Source organism: Gallaecimonas kandeliae (assembly GCF_030450055.1).
Lineage (GTDB): Bacteria > Pseudomonadota > Gammaproteobacteria > Enterobacterales > Gallaecimonadaceae > Gallaecimonas > Gallaecimonas kandeliae.
On record NZ_CP118480.1, the window covers coordinates 575,876 to 595,344 of the forward strand.

General features: G+C 65.6%; 21 protein-coding genes. 11 read left to right on the top strand and 10 right to left on the bottom strand.

The genetic code is table 11. From position 1 onward, the window contains the following. Positions 1–27: 27 nt before the first annotated feature. On the top strand, positions 28–1,062 hold the full coding sequence (locus PVT67_RS02725) for a type IV pilus twitching motility protein PilT (protein WP_301497560.1): 1,035 nt from the start codon (positions 28–30) through the stop codon (positions 1,060–1,062). Positions 1,063–1,072: 10 nt separating this feature from the next. Beyond that, a complete protein-coding gene (locus PVT67_RS02730; protein WP_301497563.1) occupies positions 1,073–2,185 on the top strand; it encodes a PilT/PilU family type 4a pilus ATPase in 1,113 nt (370 codons plus the stop codon). 47 nt (positions 2,186–2,232) lie between these two features. Here the strand turns inward: PVT67_RS02730 and ruvX are convergent, their stop codons facing one another. The 5 genes from ruvX to PVT67_RS02755 all read right to left on the bottom strand — a co-directional run bounded on the left by ruvX (position 2,233) and on the right by PVT67_RS02755 (position 5,694). Next, positions 2,233–2,649, bottom strand: coding sequence for a Holliday junction resolvase RuvX (ruvX, locus tag PVT67_RS02735; RefSeq protein WP_419181024.1), 417 nt, complete (start codon positions 2,647–2,649; stop codon positions 2,233–2,235). Next, a complete protein-coding gene (locus tag PVT67_RS02740; protein ID WP_301497565.1) occupies positions 2,649–3,224 on the bottom strand; it encodes a YqgE/AlgH family protein in 576 nt (191 codons plus the stop codon). The genes ruvX and PVT67_RS02740 overlap by 1 nt, the downstream gene beginning before the upstream one ends. 98 nt (positions 3,225–3,322) lie before the next feature. Continuing rightward, on the bottom strand, positions 3,323–4,255 hold the full coding sequence (gene gshB, locus PVT67_RS02745) for a glutathione synthase (RefSeq protein WP_301497568.1): 933 nt from the start codon (positions 4,253–4,255) through the stop codon (positions 3,323–3,325). Positions 4,256–4,264: 9 nt separating this feature from the next. Further along, positions 4,265–4,993: a 16S rRNA (uracil(1498)-N(3))-methyltransferase gene (rsmE, locus tag PVT67_RS02750; protein ID WP_301497570.1), complete on the bottom strand. Its 729-nt coding sequence runs from the start codon at positions 4,991–4,993 to the stop codon at positions 4,265–4,267. Continuing rightward, positions 4,993–5,694, bottom strand: coding sequence for an endonuclease (locus PVT67_RS02755; protein WP_301497572.1), 702 nt, complete (start codon positions 5,692–5,694; stop codon positions 4,993–4,995). The genes rsmE and PVT67_RS02755 overlap by 1 nt, the downstream gene beginning before the upstream one ends. Between PVT67_RS02755 and PVT67_RS02760 the strand changes: the two genes are divergently transcribed. Together PVT67_RS02760 and PVT67_RS02765 are read left to right on the top strand one after the other, a co-directional pair. Beyond that, on the top strand, positions 5,684–5,848 hold the full coding sequence (locus PVT67_RS02760; protein ID WP_301497574.1) for a hypothetical protein: 165 nt from the start codon (positions 5,684–5,686) through the stop codon (positions 5,846–5,848). The two genes, PVT67_RS02755 and PVT67_RS02760, sit on opposite strands and share 11 nt — an antisense overlap. Further along, on the top strand, positions 5,845–6,435 hold the full coding sequence (locus PVT67_RS02765) for a hypothetical protein (RefSeq protein ID WP_301497576.1): 591 nt from the start codon (positions 5,845–5,847) through the stop codon (positions 6,433–6,435). Before PVT67_RS02760 ends, PVT67_RS02765 begins: the two co-directional genes overlap by 4 nt. Here the strand turns inward: PVT67_RS02765 and PVT67_RS02770 are convergent. Then, positions 6,432–7,304, bottom strand: coding sequence for a LysR substrate-binding domain-containing protein (locus PVT67_RS02770; RefSeq protein WP_301497578.1), 873 nt, complete (start codon positions 7,302–7,304; stop codon positions 6,432–6,434). The two genes, PVT67_RS02765 and PVT67_RS02770, sit on opposite strands and share 4 nt — an antisense overlap. 87 nt (positions 7,305–7,391) lie before the next feature. Here PVT67_RS02770 and PVT67_RS02775 point away from each other — a divergent pair, with 87 nt between their 5' ends. The 3 genes from PVT67_RS02775 (at position 7,392) to PVT67_RS02785 (ending at position 9,983) form a co-directional block, all read left to right on the top strand. Further along, positions 7,392–8,510 (top strand): S-(hydroxymethyl)glutathione dehydrogenase/class III alcohol dehydrogenase, encoded by a 1,119-nt coding sequence (locus tag PVT67_RS02775; RefSeq protein ID WP_301497580.1) that lies wholly within the window; start codon positions 7,392–7,394, stop codon positions 8,508–8,510. Positions 8,511–8,520: 10 nt separating this feature from the next. After that, entirely contained in the window at positions 8,521–9,345 is an 825-nt protein-coding gene (gene fghA / locus PVT67_RS02780) for an S-formylglutathione hydrolase (RefSeq protein WP_301497582.1), read from the top strand. 65 nt (positions 9,346–9,410) lie between these two features. Then, entirely contained in the window at positions 9,411–9,983 is a 573-nt protein-coding gene (locus PVT67_RS02785) for a DUF922 domain-containing protein (protein WP_301497584.1), read from the top strand. A 268-nt stretch (positions 9,984–10,251) separates the two neighbouring features. Here PVT67_RS02785 and PVT67_RS02800 read toward each other — a convergent pair whose 3' ends face one another. After that, the gene (locus PVT67_RS02800) at positions 10,252–11,049 is read right to left on the bottom strand and encodes a response regulator (RefSeq protein WP_301497586.1); all 798 of its coding nucleotides are present in this window, start codon (positions 11,047–11,049) and stop codon (positions 10,252–10,254) included. A gap of 165 nt (positions 11,050–11,214) precedes the next feature. After that, positions 11,215–11,409, bottom strand: coding sequence for a heavy-metal-associated domain-containing protein (locus tag PVT67_RS02805; protein WP_301497588.1), 195 nt, complete (start codon positions 11,407–11,409; stop codon positions 11,215–11,217). 252 nt (positions 11,410–11,661) lie between these two features. Here PVT67_RS02805 and sbcD point away from each other — a divergent pair, with 252 nt between their 5' ends. Both sbcD and sbcC read left to right on the top strand, forming a co-directional pair. Further along, a complete protein-coding gene (gene sbcD / locus PVT67_RS02810; RefSeq protein ID WP_301497590.1) occupies positions 11,662–12,858 on the top strand; it encodes an exonuclease subunit SbcD in 1,197 nt (398 codons plus the stop codon). Next, positions 12,855–16,187 (top strand): exonuclease subunit SbcC, encoded by a 3,333-nt coding sequence (gene sbcC / locus PVT67_RS02815; RefSeq protein ID WP_301497592.1) that lies wholly within the window; start codon positions 12,855–12,857, stop codon positions 16,185–16,187. Before sbcD ends, sbcC begins: the two co-directional genes overlap by 4 nt. On the opposite strand, the gene PVT67_RS02820 is transcribed toward sbcC, so the two are convergent. Further along, complete coding sequence (locus PVT67_RS02820) at positions 16,178–16,558, bottom strand: VOC family protein (RefSeq protein ID WP_301497594.1); 381 nt, start codon at positions 16,556–16,558, stop codon at positions 16,178–16,180. The genes sbcC and PVT67_RS02820 overlap by 10 nt on opposite strands. 119 nt (positions 16,559–16,677) lie before the next feature. Between PVT67_RS02820 and tpx the strand changes: the two genes are divergently transcribed. Further along, entirely contained in the window at positions 16,678–17,175 is a 498-nt protein-coding gene (gene tpx / locus PVT67_RS02825) for a thiol peroxidase (RefSeq protein ID WP_301497596.1), read from the top strand. A 43-nt stretch (positions 17,176–17,218) separates the two neighbouring features. On the opposite strand, the gene PVT67_RS02830 is transcribed toward tpx, so the two are convergent. Further along, positions 17,219–17,731, bottom strand: a complete 513-nt coding sequence (locus PVT67_RS02830; RefSeq protein ID WP_301497598.1) for a hypothetical protein — start codon at positions 17,729–17,731, stop codon at positions 17,219–17,221. A 131-nt stretch (positions 17,732–17,862) separates the two neighbouring features. Here PVT67_RS02830 and PVT67_RS02835 point away from each other — a divergent pair, with 131 nt between their 5' ends. Then, the gene (locus PVT67_RS02835) at positions 17,863–19,440 is read left to right on the top strand and encodes a DEAD/DEAH box helicase (protein WP_301497600.1); all 1,578 of its coding nucleotides are present in this window, start codon (positions 17,863–17,865) and stop codon (positions 19,438–19,440) included. Positions 19,441–19,469 lie beyond the last annotated feature (29 nt).

A 19,469-nucleotide genomic window follows, 5' to 3' on the forward strand; every position in this document is an offset into this window, starting at 1 on the left:
CCCGCAGTCTAGAGTGAAAACAAGAAGATGGATATTACCGAACTCCTGGCGTTCAGCGTCAAGCATAATGCCTCTGACCTGCACATCTCTGCGGGCGTGCCGCCCATGATCCGTGTTGACGGCGACGTGCGCCGTATCAACCTGCCTGCCTTGGAACACAAGGAAGTGCATGCGCTGATCTACGACATCATGAATGACAAGCAGCGCAAGGATTACGAGGAAACCCTGGAAGTGGACTTCTCCTTCGAAGTCCCCGGCGTGGCCCGTTTCCGTGTCAACGCCTACAACCAGAACCGCGGCGCCGCCGCCGTGTTCAGGACCATCCCTTCCAAGGTGCTGACGCTGGACCAACTGGGCGCCCCGGCCATCTTCAAGGACATCGTCACCAAGCCGCGTGGCCTGGTGCTGGTGACGGGCCCCACCGGCTCCGGTAAGTCCACCACCCTGGCGGCCATGATCGACTATGTCAACGACAACCGCCACGACCATATCCTCACCATCGAGGATCCCATCGAATTCGTGCATGAAAACAAGAAGTGCCTGATCAACCAGCGGGAAGTACACCGCGACACCCACAGCTTCTCCAACGCCCTGCGCTCGGCGCTCCGTGAAGACCCGGACGTGGTGCTAGTCGGTGAAATGCGGGACTTGGAAACCATCCGCCTGGCCCTGACCGCCGCCGAAACCGGCCACCTGGTGTTCGGCACCCTGCACACCAGTTCCGCGGCCAAGACCATCGACCGTATCATCGACGTCTTCCCTGCCGGTGAGAAATCCATGGTTCGTTCCATGCTGTCCGAATCCCTGCAGGCGGTCATCTCCCAGACGCTGCTGAAGAAGACCGGCGGCGGCCGGATCGCGGCCCACGAGATCATGATCGGCACCCCGGCCATCCGTAACCTTATCCGCGAGGACAAGGTGGCCCAGATGTATTCCGCCATCCAGACCGGTATGACCCACGGCATGCAGACCCTGGACCAGTGCCTCAAGGAACTGGTCAGCCGCAACCAGATCAACCGCTTGGATGCCCGCGCCAAGGCGGTAGACAAGAACGCCTTCTGAGGATCCGGCCATGGACATGAAAAGCCTGCTGCAACGCGTCTGCGAACTGAACGCTTCGGATCTCTTCATCACCTCTGGGCTGCCGCCCTGCGTCAAGGTCAACGGCGAGATCCGCCCGGTGGCGGACCAGCGCCTGACGGCGGCCGAGGCCAAGGCCATGGTGGAGAGCGTCATGAACGAGAAGCAGCTGGCGCAATACCATGAACACAAGGACGCCAACTTCGCCATCGCCGCCAAGGGCATAGGCCGCTTCCGGGTGTCGGCCTTCGTCCAGCGTGACGCTGACGGCATGGTGCTGCGCCGCATCCAGACCCAGATCCCCACCATAGAGGAACTGGGGCTGCCCCCCATCCTCAAGGACATCGTCATGACCAAGCGCGGCCTGGTGTTGATGGTGGGGGCCACAGGTACGGGTAAGTCCACCTCCCTGGCGGCCATGATCGGCTATCGCAACGAGAACAGCCGCGGCCACATCGTCACCATCGAGGACCCCATCGAATTCGTCCATGAGCACAAGCGCAGCATCATCACCCAAAGGGAGGTGGGCATCGACTGTGACTCCTTCGATGTGGCCCTGAAGAACAGCCTGCGCCAGGCCCCTGACGTGATACTGCTGGGGGAGATCCGCAGCCAGGAGACCATGGAGTTCGCCCTGGCCTTCGCCGAGACGGGCCACCTCTGTATGGCCACACTGCACGCCAACAACGCCAACCAGGCGTTGGAGCGGGTGTTGCACCTGGTGCCCAAGGAAAAGCACGACCAGTTCCTGTTCGACATGAGCCTCAACCTCAAGGCGGTGGTGGCCCAGCAGTTGATCCCGAAAAGGGACGGCACAGGCCGGGTGGTGGCTACAGAGGTACTGCTGCATTCGCCCCTGGTGTCTGAGCAGATCCGCAAGGGCGACATCCATCTCCTCAAGGACACCATGGAGCGTTCCCGTGAGCTGGGCATGATGACCTTCGACCGCAGCCTGTTCGAGCTCTATGCCCACGGCGATATCACCTATGCCGACGCCCTGCACTATGCCGACTCCCCCAACGATCTGCGCCTGATGATCAAGCTCAGCCAGAACGAGACCGGCAAGACCACCTCCCTCGACAACGTCACCATCGACAAGCGTTGAACAAAAAGGGCGCCATCCGGCGCCCTTTCTCATTCAGTAGTGCTTTTTCAATACTGGCTTTCGAACCAGGACTCGAGGATCAAACAGGCCGACACCGAGTCCACCTTGCCTTTTTCCAGGGCCTGGAAGCCGCCGTTCTCGAACAGCCATTCCCGGGCCGAGGCCGTGGTCAAGCGTTCGTCCTGGGTCTCTACCGGCAGGCCGAAGCGGCCATGGAGGCGGCCGGCGAACTTGCGGGCGGCGGCCGTGGTGTTCTGCTCGGTGCCGTCCATGTTCAGCGGCAGGCCCACCACCAGCAGGTCCGGCTGCCATTCCTTGAGCACTTTCTCCACCTGTTCCCAATTGGGCTGGCCGTCAGTGGCCTTGAGGGCGGCCAGGGGCTGGGCCGAGGCGGTGATGTCCTGGCCCACGGCGACACCTATGCTCTTGGCACCGTGATCGAAGGCGATAAGGGTCTTTGGCATCAGGCGTGACCTACGTCGTTGGAAAGGTGCCAGATGTCGAAACCCAGCTCCTCACAGGCTTTCTCCCAGCGCTTGGAGGGCGGGGTATTGAACAGCAGTTCCTGGGCAAAACCCGGTTCGGCCGGCACCAACAGCCAGGAATTGTCGTTCAGCTCCTTCTCCAACTGGCCCGGCTCCCAGCCGGCGTAGCCCAGGGTCACCATGAAGCGCTCTGGGCCCTGGTCGCCGCCCAGGGTGGAGAGGATGTCCACCGAGGTGGTGACCATGATGTCGCCCCCCAGTTCCAGGCTGGCGTTGAAGCCGCGCTTGGGACTGTGGATCACGAAACCCCTCTCGGGATTCACGGGCCCGCCCGAATAGACGTAGCGGCCATGGAGCTGTTCTGGCTCCTCCTGCTCGTCCACCAGTTGCAGCTGGCGCAGCATCTCGACGAGGGTGATGTTGACCGGGTGGTTGACCACCAGGCCCATGGCGCCCTCGTCGTTGTGTTCGCACAGGTAGGTGACACTGCGGGCGAAGAAAGGATCCCGCATGGCGGGAGTCGCTATCAGGAAGTGATTTTGCAGACTACGCATAAGCGGCACCGAAGGTGGCGTTTCCCCAATTATGGCAAGAACGGCTGATGTGTGAAATGTGGGGACTGGCCCGGCCTTTTTCAAGGCCGGGCCCAGGCTCAGGCCCCGAGGGCGTCGAAGAGGCGGGCACAGATGTTGATGCCGGTGGCCGCTTCGATCTCCCGCACGCAGGTGGGGGAGGTGACGTTGATCTCGGTGAGCTTGTCGCCGATGACATCCAGGCCCACGAAGTAGAGGCCGCGCTTCATCAGCTCAGGGCCCACCGTTTCGGCGATCTGGCGCTCGGCAGGGCTTATGGGCCGCACTTCGCCCCGGCCGCCGGCGGCCAGATTGCCGCGGCTCTCGCCGCCCTGGGGAATGCGGGCCAGCACATGTTCCACCGGCTTGCCGGCCACCACCAGCACCCGCTTGTCGCCGTCCTTGATGGCCGGCAGGTATTGCTGGGCCATGCAGTAGCGGCTGCCGTGCTGGGTCAGGGTCTCGATGATGACCCCCAGGTTGGCCTCGTCTGGCTTCAAGCGGAAGATGGAGGCGCCGCCCATGCCGTCCAGGGGCTTGAAGATGACGTCGCCGTGTTCGGCGTGGAAGGCGCGCAGCCGGTCGCTGCGGCGGGTCACCAGGGTTGGCGGCGTGAACTGGGGGAACCAGGCGGTGAACAGCTTCTCGTTGCAGTCGCGCAGGCTCTGGGGCTTGTTGATCACCCTGACCCCATGGCGCTCGGCCAGTTCGAGGATCTGGGTGGCGTAGAGGAACTCGCCGTCGAAGGGCGGATCCTTGCGCATCAAGATGATGTCCAGCTCCTTGAGGGGCACCGTCTGGGCCTTTTCCAGGCTGAAGTAGTCCTTGGGATCGTCGCGCACCGTCAGTTCGGCCATGTGCCCCAGGGGCTCGCCGTCTTCCAGCATCAGGTCCTGCATTTCCAGGTAGTAGAGCTGATGGCCGCGGCGCTGGGCTTCCAGGGCCAGGGCGAAGCTGGTGTCTTTCTTGGTGTTGATGGCCGTTATGGGGTCCATCACTATGCCGACTTTCATCCTCTCTCCTTATCCGAGATCGCCCAGGCTCAGCTGCAGGGCGGTAATGGCGGCCAGGGCGGCGGTTTCGGTGCGCAGCACCCTGGGGCCCAAGAGTACATCCTTGAAGCCTGCCTGGCTGGCAAGCTTCACTTCGTCGTCGGTAAAGCCCCCTTCGGGGCCGATCAGCAGGCGGGCGGCATCCACCTTGGCCAGGCTGCTGATGCCGCCGTCGGCGTAGGGGCTCAGGGTCAGGCTGTGGCCGGCAAAAGGCAACTGCACCCAGTCGGCCAGCAGGGCCACCTCGTTGACCTTGGGCACCAAGGCGCGGCCGCATTGTTCGCAGGCGCTGATGGCGATCTTCTGCCATTGGCCCACCTTCTTGTCCAGCCGTTCCCCCTGGAGCTTGACGCCGCAGCGCTCGGAGAAGAGCGGGGTGATTTCAGTGACCCCCAGCTCCACCGCCTTCTGGATCACGAATTCCATGCGCTCGCCGCGGGAGATCACCTGGCCGAGGTGGATGGCCAGGGGCGACTCGTTGCCGAGGGTGTTGGCGGCTGTGATGCCGACTCTGACCTGCTTCTTGCCGGCCTCGAGGATCTCGGCGTCATAGTCGTGGCCGTCACCGTTGAAGAGGCGCAGGGTCTGGCCGGGCTGCATGCGCAGCACCCGGCCCACGTGGTTGGCGCCGTCTTCGCTCAGGTTGAGTTCCTGGCCCTTGGTCAGGGGCTGGGGTTCGAAAATCCTGGGGTTTCGCATCAATGCTCCTTCCGGGCCAGCTTGAGGCAGGCCTGGGTCACAAAGGGGTTGTCGTTGCCCTGCAGGCCCTTGATCTTGTCGTTACGCTGACATTCCCAACTGGTAACAGGGTAGAGCCTGTCCCAGGCGGTGAACAACTGGCGTTGCTGGCGGGAGATGCGGATACCGTATTGCTTCTCCATGTAGAAATAGGTGCGGGCTATGGTGCCGCGGGCCCGTTCCGGGGGCATGGCGCGGTTGGCCTTGAAGTCCACCACCATGGCGCACTGGCCGTACTGGTGCGGCTTGTCGGTGAGGGCCGAGTAACGGAAGTTGGACCTGTCGCCGTTCACTTCCCCTATGGCCGGGGCCAGGTTGTGCAGATCCCCTTCCATGCGCTCGAAGGTCTTGTCCTTGGTGCATTGCTTGCGGCCGCCCTTCTGCCAGCATTGCAGTTGGTGGCCGAATTCCCAGGCCGGCATTATGTGTTCCCATTCGATGCGGTTGGCGCGGCGTTGCTGTTTGCGCACCTGGTAGCCGCAACTCTTGAGGTCCGGTACCCCTTTCTTGCCGTGCCAGTCGATGGCGCAGCCGCAATAGAAGGTGTTGGGGTGTTCTTGGTACAGTTTGGCCGCCAGCACCTTGGCCTGGCGGAAGCTGTCCACGGCCCAGCTGGCGTTGCTGGCCAGGGCCAGCAACAGGAGCAGGTATTTGAAGCGCATCTACTACGAACTTGTCATGGTTATGATGGGGCCATTGTCGGTAACTGGCCGGCTCGGCTCAAGTGTTTCGTGGCCCGGCGGCAAGGCGGCCGCTTTTGCCTACACTGAGGGCAAGAGCCTTGGACTGGCTGATAAGAAGCCCCGCGCCGGATGAAACTCTACTCCTTGCTGTCCGAACTGCTGTTGGTCGCCATACTGCTGCTGTGCATACTGGCGCTCTACCGCCAGCCGCTGCGCAGGGGGGTGCGCCAGTTGTTCCTGCTGACCTTGCTGCTGCTGGTGCTGACCGCCTGTTTCGGCCTGCTCTGCTTCTCCGGCTACGACAGCCTGGTGCCTTATTACGGTGACATGCTGTTCCTGGCCAAGCGCCTGGCCATGGTGCTGCTGGTGGCGCTGCTGGCCTGGCAGTTCAATGCCCGAAAGCAGGACATGCGCTACCTGATCCTGGTGCTGGGCGGGGCCGGCCTTATCAACCTGGCCCTGGGCCTGCCGCTGCTCACCGAGTCGGTGTCGGTGCTGCTGATGGCGTTGGTGGGCAAGCAGATGCTGAACTACCCCAACATGGGCCCCTTCTACCTGACGGTGCTGTCCCTGGGGTTCATGACCCTGCTGCCGCTGTTGCCGGCCCTGCCACAAGATCAGGCCAACAGCCTCTTCCACCTCAACCTGGGGGTGCTGGTGGCCTGCGAGACCTTGCTGCTGCGCTCCTACGTGCGCCACCACCGCAAGAATCCCGCCTAGCGGGGCAGGTGCTGGTCCAGGTGGGCCTGGAGATGTTCCACCAGCCTGGCCACCCTGGGGGCCTGTTGCAGGCGGGCAGGGTAGAGGGCCCAGACGGCGCTGTCTGGGGGCCGCAGCTCGGCCAGCACCTCAACCAGGGCGCCGCTTTGCAGGTGCTCCAGCACGTAGTAGTCCGGCAACTGCACCAGCCCCAGGCCGTCCAGGGCCGCCTTGAGCAGCAGTTCCCCCGAGTTCATCCTCAGCCTGGCGTCTGGCCTGATAGGACCGCCCTTGCCCAGCCAATGGTCCTGGGTGCCCAGCAGGCAGCTGTGTTCCTTGAGGTCGTTGAGGCTGGCCGGCACCCCTGCCCTTTGCAGGTAGGCCGGCGAGGCGCAGATGTAGAGGCGCCGGGGGGCCAGCTTGCGGGCGATGAGGCTGGAATCCTCCAGGCGGCCGAGACGGATGGCCAGATCGATGCCGTCCGCCACCAGGTCCAGGTTGGCGTTGCTGAGGATGAGGTCCACCTTCAGGGCCGGGTGCAGGGCCAGGAAGTCCATCAGGGCCGGGGCCACGTAGCGTTCGCCGAAGGCGGTGGCCGCCGTCACCCGCAGCCGGCCCTGTAGGCGCCCTTCGAGGGTGGCCACGGCGTCTTCGGCCTGGGCCAGGCCGTCCAGCAGGGCCCGGGCGTGGCGGTAATAGAGCTCGCCGGAGTCGGTGACGTTGAGCTGGCGGGTGCTGCGCTTGATGAGCTGGCTGCCCAGGCGCTGTTCCAGGGCCTTGAGCTGGCGGCTGACATGGGCCACCGACACCCCAAGCGCCAGGGCGGCCCCAGACAGGCTGCGCTGCTCCACCACGGCCACCAGGGCCTCCATACCGTCGAAGCGGCTCATCTTTACCTTTATGAAAAGCTGTTTTGCATATTGAGTGATTATCCCCGGCTTCGGCCACAATACAATGGCTGAAAAATCAGTAAGGAGATGGAGATGATCAAGTCCCGTGCAGCGGTGGCCGTGGCCGCCGGCAAACCCCTGGAGATAGCCCTGGTGGACGTGGCGCCGCCCAAAGAAGGGGAAGTGCTGGTACGGCTGGTGGCGACCGGGGTCTGCCACACCGACGCTTATACCCTTTCCGGCGCCGATCCCGAAGGCCTGTTCCCGGCCATCCTCGGCCATGAAGGGGCAGGGGTAGTGGAGGCCGTGGGCCCTGGGGTGACCTCGGTGAAGGTGGGGGATCACGTCATTCCGCTCTACACCCCCGAATGCGGCAAGTGCAAATTCTGCCTGTCCGGCAAGACCAACCTCTGCCAGGCCATCCGTGCCACCCAGGGCCAAGGCCTGATGCCGGACGGCACCAGCCGCTTCAGCCTGGACGGCAAGCCGCTGTTCCACTACATGGGCACCTCCACCTTCAGCGAATACACAGTGCTGCCGGAAATCGCAGTGGCGGTGATCAGCAAGGAGGCGCCGCTCGACAAGGTCTGCCTGCTGGGCTGTGGCGTCACCACCGGCATAGGCGCCGTGATGAACACCGCCAAGGTGGAGCCGGGCAGCACCGTCGCCATCTTCGGCCTCGGCGGCATCGGCCTTAGCGCCATCATCGGCGCCAAGATGGCCGGTGCCGGGCGCATCATCGGCATCGACATCAACGAGTCCAAGTTCGAGATGGCCAAGAAATTGGGCGCCACCGACTGCATCAACCCCAAGGACTATGCCGACCCCATCCAACAGGTGATAGTGGATCTCACCGACGGCGGCGTCGATTACTCCTTCGAGTGCATCGGCAACGTCGACGTTATGCGCAGCGCCCTGGAGTGCTGCCATAAGGGCTGGGGCGAGTCGGTGATCATCGGTGTGGCCGGCGCCGGCCAGGAGATCCGCACCAGACCCTTCCAACTGGTCACGGGCCGGGTCTGGCGGGGCAGCGCCTTCGGTGGCGTCAAGGGCCGCAGTCAGCTGCCGGGCTACGTCGAGCGCTACCTCAAGGGCGAGATCCCCATGGACGACTTCGTCACCCACACCATGGGTCTCGAGGACATCAACGAGGCCTTCGACCTGATGCACGAAGGCAAGAGCATCCGCTCGGTGATCATCTATTGAGGGCAGGCCCATGGAACTGGTTGAAAACCATCTCTGCTTCGGCGGCGAGCAGCGCCGCTACAGGCACCACTCCCAGGTGCTGGGCTGCACCATGCACTTCTCGGTGTTCCTGCCCCCGGACGCCGGCAGGGATACCCCTGTGCTCTACTGGCTGTCGGGGCTGACCTGCACCGACGAAAACTTCGTGCAGAAGGCGGGGGCTCAGCGTATCGCCGCCGAGCTTGGCCTGGCCCTGGTGGCACCGGACACCAGCCCCCGCGGCATGGGGGTGGCAGACGACGAGGGCTATGACCTGGGCCAGGGCGCCGGCTTCTACGTCAACGCCACCCAGGCTCCCTGGGCCAGCCATTACCACATGGAAGACTACGTGGTGCGGGAACTGCCCGAGCTGGTGGTCGGCCTTGGCCTCGGCGAACAGCGCGGCATCTTCGGCCATTCCATGGGCGGCCACGGCGCCCTGGTGCTGGCCCTGCGCTACCCCGAGCTCTACCAGTCGGTGTCGGCCTTCTCCCCCATAGCCCACCCCAGCGACTGCCCCTGGGGCCAGAAGGCCCTGGGCGCCTACCTGGGGGAGGAGCCAGAGGCCTGGCGCAACCATGACGCCAGCCTGCTGCTGGCGGGCCGCACCGCCCCCTGGCCGATCCGGGTCGACATCGGCCTGGCCGACAACTTCCTGGCCGAGCAGCTCAAGCCGGAAACCCTGGAGCGGGCGGCCCTGCAAAGCGGTTCTGCCCTGGAGCTCAGCCGCCACGCCGGTTACGACCACTCCTACTTCTTCGTGGCCAGCTTCATGGAAGAACAGCTGCGCTTCCACGCCCGCCACCTGGGGCGCTGACACCCTTTGCCTTAATGCACTCGAGGGCCGCTTTTGCGGCCCATTTTCGAGGCTATCTTTGGCTTATGGCCAAGCTCCTGCTCGCCCTGCCGTTCCTGTTGCTCTGCCTGCCGCTGCGGGCCGACTCCCCCTTTGCCGATCCGGCCGTGCAGTTCATTGAAAGCCGCGACTACTACCACATCCAGGCCAACAGCTGGGCCCAGTTGCGGGCCGCCTTGCTGCGCCGCCCCGGCAAGGGTGAACACGCCTGGGCCCAGACCCATTGGGACGCCCACTACCGGCTCAACTTCGCCTATGGCACAGACCATTGCCGCCTGGTGGGCATGGAGGTCAAGCTGAAACTGGTGATCACCCTGCCGCTCTGGGACAACCCCCCCCAGGCCCTGAAAAACCGCTGGCACCTCTACAGCGACCACATACTGCGCCATGAACTCAGCCACCGCCAGAACGTCATCGAGATGGTAAAGCGGCTGCGCCGCAAGGTCCTGGCGCTGCCGGAAGCCGCCGACTGCGACCGCCTCAAGGCCGGCTACCAGCGCATCAGGGCCGCCGAGGATGCCCGGCGTGACCAGGACGACCGCATCCTCGATCGCCAGGACAGGCTCTGGCAGGAAGCGGAGCAGCGGCACCGCCGCTAAGCAGCGAAAAGCCCGCCAAATGGCGGGCTTTTTGTTGGGTGCTCTTGGCCCCGGCCTTATTGCTCCAGCAGCCGGTAGAGCATGGCCCTGACTTCGGCGGGCTCGAAGGGCTTGTCGCAGATGGCGTCGACGCCGGGTTTAGGTGCGATATTGGCCCCGGCCTTATTGCTCCAGCAGCCGGTAGAGCATGGCCCTGACTTCGGCGGGCTCGAAGGGCTTGTCGCAGATGGCGTCGACGCCGGGTTTAGGTGCGATATTGGCCCTGGCCTTATTGCTCCAGCAGCCGGTAGAGCATGGCCCTGACTTCGGCGGGCTCGAAGGGCTTGTCACAGATGGCATCCACACCCGACTGGGCGATGTTGGCCAGGTGGGCGCCGCTGGCCTCGCTGGTCACCATCAGCACGGGGATATGGGACTGCACCGAGTGCTGGCGGATGTACTCGGTCAGCTCCCGGCCGTTGATGTTGGGCATGTTGTAGTCGGTGACCACCAGGTCGAACATCTGCTCCTGCAGCAGGGCTATGGCCTGGTCGCCGTCGGCCGCCTCTGTGAGCTGGGTGATGCCGAGGTTTTCCAGCACCCGCACTATGTGACGCCTGGCCATGCGGCTGTCGTCCACCACCAGCACCCGCAGGGCGCGGGCGTCGAAATGGCTCAGCTCCAGTTCCTGGGGAGAGAGCAGATCCAGGGTGGCATTGATGGCCAGGCCCAGCTGATCGCGGGAAAAAGGCTTGGGCAAGATGGCGGCCACCCCGGACTGCTTGAAGGCCTCCAGCTCTGTGGGGCGGCGCTCGCTGGACACCAGCACGAAGGGGGTGTCCTTGAGGAGAGGGTCGCCGCGCAGGGCCTGGACCAGTTCCAGGGCGGTGCCGTCGGTGAAATGCAGGGCGCTCAGCACCAGGTCGGGGCGGCGGCTGCGCAGGTAATCCAGGGCGCTCTGGACGCCGTCGGCCCCGTCCACCTGGGCTATGCCTTCGTCATTGAGGTGGCGCAGTATCACCCTTCTCTGGGTCTCGGAGGGCTCTACCAGCAGCAGGGACAGATCGGCGGGGGACAGGGATACCATCTTTTATTCTTCTTTTTCATCACAAACTACTAACAGGCATTGTCGCCTTTTAGGCCACCTTGGCAAGGGGTTTCGGCGGCCACAAAAAAGCCGCCCCAGGGGCGGCCGTAACAGCTATTGTCAGGCTTCTAACGATTTGCCAGAAGACTAACCATAGCTCTCACTTCAGTTGAGTGCGGGGTAACCGCTGTCTTCGAGCACCTGGCTGAAGGCCTGGCGACTCTGGTCACTGATGATGGTGATCTGGTTGTGATCGCGGTCGACGCGCAGCAAAGCTTCGGCGTCGCGGGTCAATACCGCCTGCTGGATCCGTGAGACGCAATGATCGCCAAGGATGTTGCGTACTTGGAAGTGGTACAAAACAAGGCTCCTTAGTTTGTTAGTGCCCTATCTATTTCAGCCGTTCGTTGACGTAAATTCAAGCTAAGACTCTAATTTTTTATTTGGTTTCTAATGAATTATTCAGGCCGGCAAGGCTGACATCGGTCACAACTTTATGAAAACCAATGGCTTATTGATGGCCCGGCGGCGCCTCGGGGCCTCGGTGCTCAAGGGCTGCAAGCCCGGCCAAAGCCAAGTAAAGTAGCCTCAAACCGCACAGCCCCGATTCTCATGCGCATCCTCCACAGCTCCGACTGGCACCTGGGCCAGCACTTCATGGGCAAGACCCGCCAGGCCGAACACCAGGCCCTGATCGACTGGCTGCTGGCCGAGGCCCAGGCCCAGCAGGTGGACGCCGTGCTGCTGGCCGGCGACATCTTCGATACCGGCACCCCGCCCAGCTACGCCAGGGAGCTTTACAACCGTCTGGTGCTGGCCCTGAAGGGCGCCGGCGTTCAGCTGGTGGTGTTGGCCGGCAACCACGATTCTGTGGCCATGCTGGAGGAGTCCAAAGCGCTGCTGGGGGCCCTGGACACCCTGGTGGTGGCAAGCCCGGGGGACGACCAGCTGCTGGTGCTCAAAGACGGCCAGGGCCAGCCGGGGGCCATCCTCTGCGCCATTCCCTTCCTGCGGGCCCGGGACTTGCTGCAAAGCGAGGCCGGCCAGAGCCAGGAAGACAAGCAGCGCGGCCTGCAGCAGGCCATCCAGGACCATTACCAGCATCTCTACCAGCGGGCCCTGGCCCGCCGGGCCGAGCTGGGTTTGGAGTTGCCCATCGTCATGACCGGCCACCTCACCACTGTCGGGGCCAGCGCCTCCGAGTCGGTGCGCGAGATCTACGTGGGCAGCCTGGAGGCCTATCCCAGCAACGGCTTCCCGCCGGCGGACTACATCGCCCTCGGCCATATCCACAGGCCCCAGAAGGTCGGCGGCCAGGACCATGTCCGCTACAGCGGCTCCCCCATCCCCCTGAGCTTCGACGAGGCCCGCCAGCAAAAAGAAGTGCTGCTGGTGGAGCTGGCCCCCGGCCAGTGCCAGGTGAGCTCCCTGCCCGTGCCGAGCTTCCAGGCCCTGGCCAGCGTGCGGGGCCGCCTGGAGGAGCTGCGGGCCCAGGTGGCGGCCCTCTGCGAAGGTATCGACAGCCTCTGGCTGGAAGTGCAGCTGGAAGGGGAAGAGCACCTCGCCGATCTGCAGGCCAGGGTGGCCGAGCAGCTGGAAGGGCTGCCGGTGGAACTGCTGCGGCTGCGCCGGGTGCGCAGCAACCAGGGTGCCGCCCTGGGCCGGGAGGCCGGCGAAACCCTGGACGAGCTGGACCCCCTGGACGTCTTCGCCCGGCGCCTGGCCTGCGAGGAACTGGAACCGGCCCTGGCCGACAGCCTCACCGGCCTCTACCGCCAGACCCTGGCCAGCCTGGAGGAAGGGCAATGAAGATCCTCAGCCTGCGCCTCAAGAACCTCAACTCCCTCAAGGGGGAGTGGCATATCGATTTTCGCCAGCCCCCCTTCAGGGACAACGGCCTCTTCGCCATCACAGGTGCCACCGGGGCCGGCAAGACCACGCTGCTGGACGCCATCTGCCTGGCCCTCTACCACGAGACGCCGCGCATGAAGACGGTGTCCCAGTCCAGCAACGAACTCATGACCCGCCACACCAGCGAGGCCCTGGCCGAGGTGGAATTCGAGGTCAAGGGCCAGGGCTACCGCGCCTTCTGGCAGCAGCGCCGGGCCCGCGACAAGGCCGACGGCAAGCTCCAGCCTCCCAGGGTGGAGCTGGCGCGGCTGGACGGTGAGATCCTCACCGACAAGATCAACGACAAGCTCAGGCTCACCGAGGAGCTGACCGGCCTCGACTTCGGCCGCTTCACCATGTCCATGCTGCTGGCCCAGGGGGGCTTCGCCGCCTTCCTCAACGCCGACGCCAACAAGCGCGCCGAACTGCTCGAAGAGCTGACCGGCACCGAGATCTACGGCCAGATCTCCCAAAGGGTCTTCGAAGACACCCGCAACCTGGAGCAGGTCGTCAAGGTGCTGGAGGCCAAGGCCGGTCAGATAGCGGTGCTGCCGGACGAGGAGCGGGCGGATCTGGCCACGCAGCTGGAGGCGCTGCGCGCCGAGGAAAAGACCCTCAACGACCAGTTGCTCAAGGTCGCCACCCAGCTCGACTGGCGCCGGCAGCTGGACGCGGCCGGCCAGGAACTCAAGGCCGCAGAGGCCCAGCTGGCCGAAGCCAGCCAGCACTGGCAACAGGCCGAGCCCCAGTTGAAGAGGCTCAAGGCCGCCAAGCCCGCCGAAGCGTTGCGCCCCCTCTACCGCCGCTGGCAGCAGCTGGGGGAGGAACTGGCCACCAACCACCAGGCCGAGACGGTGCTGGCCACGCGCCTGGCCGAACTCGAGGCCCGCCAGGGAGAGGCGGCCCGCCAGGGGGAGGCCCTGGCCAGGACCCAACACCAGCAGCTCCGGGCCGAACTTCAGCGCCAGCAGGGCGAAAGGACTGAGCGCCAGCAGTGGCTGGCCCAGCACCAGCAGGACGGCGAGCTGGCGGCCCAGCTCAGCGGTTGGCAGCAGTGGCAGCGCCAATTGGAGGCCGAGCGCCGCAGCGGCCAGCAGGAAGAGGCGCGCCGCCAGCGCCTGCTGGACAGTCTTACCGAGGCCCAGCAGGGCCTGGCCAGGCTGGAGCAGCAGGCCAATCTGGCCCAGGGCGAGGCCCGCCAGGCCGAGCAGCGCCTCCAGCAGGCCGAGCAACAACTCGGCGCCTTGCTGGACGGCCACAGCCTCGACGACTGGCGCAGTCATTGGCAGGGGCAGCAGAAGCTGCTGCCCCTGGCCCAGGCCCAGCAGCAGGCCGAAGACCGCCAGGGAGAGCTGGCCGCCACCCAGGGCCAGACGGAGCAGGCCATCCGGGAGCTCGAACAACAGCGCCTGGCCCTGCGGGAGCGCTTCAAGCTGCTGCGCGAGCAGCAAAAGGACAAGGAAAGGCTGCTGGCCCAGGAAAAGACCATCTTTGAGCTGGCCCACTACCGCAGCCGCCTCAAGCCCGGCGAGCCCTGCCCCTTGTGCGGCGCCGCCGAGCATCCCGGCATCAGGGACTATGAGTCCCTGGACAGCAGCGGCACCGAGGAGGCCCTGGCGCGGCTGACCGAGGAGCTGGCCGCCATCGAGTCCCAGGGCACCAGCCTGGGGGTACGCATCGAGGAATACGGCAAGCTGCTTGGCCAATACCGCCAGGAGCAGCAGCAGCTGGCGGCGGCCATGGCCGAGCGCGGCCAGCAACTGGCCGGCAAAAGCTACCAGGCCTTGCTGGCGGAGCTGGGCCGCTTGGAAGAGACCATGGCCGCCATAGAGGCGGCCGCCAAGGCCCGTGACCAGCAACAACAGGATTGGCAGCGGGCCCACTTCGACGCCGAGAAGGCCAGGGACAAGGCCGCCTTCGGCCAGCAGCAGCTGGCCGAGCAGCGGCGCCAATTGGCCGAGGCCGGTGAGCGCCAGGGCCAACTGGCCGAACAGCTGGTGGCCGCCGAGCAGCACTTCAATGACGCCCTGGCCGCCTTTGGTTTGCAGGCAGGCGAGGACTGGCAAGCCCAGTGCCAGGCCCGTATTCAGGCCCACCAGGGCGCCCAGCAGCGGCTGGCGGAGCTGGACAAGGCGTTGGAGTTGGGCGGCCACCACCTGGAGCGCTGGCAGCAGCAGCGTGAGCTGTGGCGCCAGCGCCTGGGGGAACTGGCCCCCTGGCAGCAGGAAGTGCCCGGGTTGGCGTTGGAGGAACTGGAGCGGCGCTTCAGCGAGGCCGGCGACGCCCTCAAGGAAGGGAGGGCCGAACTCAAGGCGCGCCGCCAGCGCTCAGCAGAGCTGGCCGAGCAGCAAAGCCAGGCCCTGGGCCAGTGGCAGCAAGAGCTCAAGGCCAGCCCCTTCAAGGACGAGGCCGCCTTCCACGACGCCCTGCTGCCCATCGAGGAGCAGCAACGCCTGGCCGAGCTGGAGCAGCGCCTCCACGATGCCCTGGTCGCCGCCCAGAGCCGGGCGGCGGATCTCAAGGCCAGGGTTCAACTGCTGGGCCGAGACCGCCAAGGGGAGGCGAGCCTGGACGAACTCAAGGCCAGGGAACAGGGGCTGCGCGAACAGCTGCGCGCCCTGGCCAGCCAGGACGGCGCCCTGGACACCCGCCTCAAGGCCGATGCCGAGGCCAGGGCCGCCCTGGGTGAGCTGGGCCAGGAGCTGGAAGCCAGGCGGGGCGAACTGGCCCTGCAACAGCACCTCAACGGCCTGATAGGATCGCGCAGCGGCGACAACTTCCGCCGCTTCGCCCAGGGCCTGACCTTGGATCACCTGATCCTGCTGGCCAACCGCCAACTGCAGCGGCTGCACGGCCGTTACCAGCTGGCCCGCAAGGAAGGAGCCGAGCTGGAACTGGAGGTGCGGGACTGCTGGCAGGCGGACGTGGCCAGGGACACCCGCACCCTGTCCGGCGGCGAGAGCTTCCTGGTCAGTCTGGCCCTGGCCTTGGCCCTGTCGGACCTGGTCAGCCAGAAGACCGCCATCGATTCCTTGTTCCTGGACGAGGGCTTCGGCACCCTGGACGCCGACACCCTGGAGGTGGCCCTGGACGCCCTGGACAACCTCAACGCCAGCGGCAAGATGATCGGCGTGATCAGCCACGTCGAGGCCCTCAAGGAGCGGATCCCGGTGCAGGTCAAGGTGCACAAGGGCGCCGGCATGGGCTATTCGCGCCTGGACGGGCGCTTTGCCATGGCTCAGCCCTGATTGGCTAGCTCGATGAGGTTCTGGTCCGGGTCGCGGATGTAGAGGGACAGCAGGGGGCCAGTAGCGCCGGTGCGCGCCACAGGCCCTTCTTCCAGGGCGACGCCGAGGGCGGCCAGCTCCGCCTGCACCTGGGCCAGGGGCGTGCTGGTGATGAAACAGAGGTCCGCCGAGCCCGGCGTGGGGGCCTTGGCCTTGGGTTCGAATTCCCGACCGGCCTGGTGGAGGTTGATCTTCTGTTGGCCGAAGGCCAGGGCCTTGCGGTCTCCTTTGAAGGTGACCACCTCGAAGCCCAGCACGCGCCGGTAGAAGGTGCAGCTGGCGTCGATGTCGGCCACCGTCAGCACCAGGTGATCCAAATGGCTGATTTCCATCTATAGGCTCCTCTCTCCCGCCTTGCCCCCGGGGCCGCCCTGGGCCAGACTCTGGGCTGACCCGGCATGGGCCGGGCAACGACTTTCCCACGGGCATGGACCCGACACAAGGAGTACAGATGGCAACAGTAAGCCTCCAGGGCAACCCCGTCACCGTCGAGGGCGAACTGCCCACCAAGGGCCAGCAGGCCCCCGCCTTCCGCCTGGTGGCCGGCAACCTGGCCGACCTCGGGCTTGAGGACTTCGCCGGTAAGCGCAAGATCCTCAACATCTTCCCCAGCGTCGACACCCCCACCTGCGCCGCCTCGGTGCGCAAGTTCAACGAGCAGGCCGCTGCCCTCAACAACACTGTGGTGCTCTGCATCAGCGCCGACCTGCCGTTCGCCCAGGCCCGCTTCTGCGGCGCCGAAGGCATCGAAGGGGTCACCAACCTGTCGATGATGCGCGGCAGCAGCTTCCTCAAGGACTACGGCGTGGCCATCGCCGACGGCCCCCTGGTGGGCCTGGCCGCCCGCGCCGTTGTGGTGCTGGACGAGCACGACAAGGTGTTGCACAGCGAGCTGGTGCCGGAAATAGCCAACGAGCCCGACTACGCCGCCGCCCTGGCCGTGCTCTAAGGGCAAACAAGCTCAAAAAAGGCAGCCACTGGGCTGCCTTTTTTCATGCGCTGGCCTTGGCACCGGCGCCGAGGGCGCTCAGCCAGAGCACCAGGCCGGCGCCCAGGGAAGCCAGGGGGCTGGCCGGGCCGGCCAGCACCGGCACCAGCAGGGCCAGCAGCACCAGGGCGGCGCCGGTCAGGTAATGGGGCCTGTAGCGCAGCAGCCGCGCCAGGGGCAGGAAATGCAGCCCTATCACCAGCAGGGCGAAGGGCACCAGCCATTGGGGGTGGCCGCCGAGGCTCAGCAGGTTGCCTCCTACCACCAGCGCCAGCCATTGCACCAGGTTGACCCAGAGGAAGCCGCGGCGGGCGTCGGCGTCCATGGGCCTGTTGGCACCGGCACGAAGGGTTTTTAAGGGGCCGGCCAGCAGCAACAGGGTGACGGCGGCGACGGCGGCCAGGGCCGGTAGGCCGAGTTCCCCGAGCTGGTTGCAAGCGAGCAGCAGCCAGGCGCTGCCGAACAGGGCCATGATCAGGGCGCCCTTGGCGCGGCCGCTGGAAGGATGTTGTTGCATCTTTGACCTCCTTGTCGATGGCTGGCCAGGATGGCACGGGGCTCTTGGCTGACGCAAGACTGGCCGATTGGCTTTCCCAGCGACCCTGCACTGATGCTACTATCCGCCCTCTTCTGAATTAGGGCCCCACCATGACCGACACCACCTTCGCCGATCTCGGCCTCAGCAAGGCTTTGCTGGACGCCGTTGCCGAACAGGGCTATGAGCACCCCTCTCCCATCCAGGCCCAGGCCATACCGGCGGTGTTGGAAGGCCGTGACGTCATGGCTGCCGCCCAGACCGGCACCGGCAAGACCGCCGGCTTCACCCTGCCTTTGCTGCAGCGCCTGAGCGGCGGCCCCAAGGTCCAGGGCAATCAGGTCAGGGCCCTGGTGCTGACCCCCACCCGCGAACTGGCGGCCCAGGTGGCCGAGAGCGTCACCACTTACGGTAAGAACCTGCCCCTGCGCTGCCAGGTGGTGTTCGGGGGCGTCAAGATCAATCCCCAGATGATGGGCCTGCGCCGCGGCGCCGACGTGCTGGTGGCCACCCCCGGCCGCCTGCTGGACCTCTACCAGCAGAACGCCGTCCGTTTCAGCCAGCTCGAAGTGCTGGTGCTGGACGAAGCCGACCGCATGCTGGACATGGGCTTTATCCACGACATCAAGAAGGTGCTGGCGGTCCTGCCGCCCAAGCGCCAGAACCTGCTGTTCAGCGCCACCTTCAGCGACGAGATCCGCGCCCTGGCCAAGGGCCTGATCCACGATCCTGTCGAAGTCTCTGTGACGCCGCCCAACAGCACCGCCGAACGGGTCGAGCAGGCCATCTACCCGGTGGACAAGAAGCGCAAGCCGGCACTGCTGTGCAAGCTCATCCATGACAACGACTGGCAGCAGGTGCTGGTGTTCACCAAGACCAAGCACGGCGCCAACAAGCTGAGCCGCCAGTTGGAAGACGACGGCATCACCGCCGCCGCCATCCACGGCAACAAGAGCCAGGGTGCCCGCACCAAGGCCCTGGCCGACTTCAAGAGCGGCGCCATCCGGGTACTGGTGGCCACCGACATCGCCGCTCGCGGCCTCGACATCGACCAGCTGCCCCAGGTGGTGAACTTCGAGCTGCCCCATGTGGCCGAGGACTATGTGCACCGCATCGGCCGTACCGGCCGGGCCGGAGCCAGCGGCAAGGCCATCTCCCTGGTCTGCGCCGACGAAGACAAGGAACTGCGCGGCATAGAGCGGCTGATCCGCCTGCAGTTGCCGCGGGTCCAGGAGCCGGGCTTCGAGCCGGTCAACGACCTGGGGGAATCGACCCCGGACAACAGGCCTGCCAAGCCCAAGAAACCCAAGAAGCCCAAGCAACACCTGGATGGCCAGCGTGCCCCTGCCCACGACGGCCCCTCCCAGGGCCGTCACAGCGGCCAGGACGGCGAAGGCCGCCGCCAGGGCCAAGGCCAAGGCCGCGGCGAAGGCCAGCGCCGCACCGAGGGGCGCCAGGGCGAACGCCAGGGCGGTGAAGGCCGCCGCCAGGGTCAGGGCCAACGCCGCGGCGAAGGTCAGGGCCAGCGTGACGGTAACCGCGATGGCGACCGCCGCAGTGCCGAGGGTAACCGCAGCGGCCAGCGCCAGGGCGGCCAGCGCAGCGGTAACAGTGGCGGCCAGCGCCAAGGTGGCCAGCGCAGCGGCAACCGTCAGGGCGGCAACCGCGGCGACGTCAACGGCAACCGTTGAGCCAAACCCCAGACAGCAAAAAGGCGCCC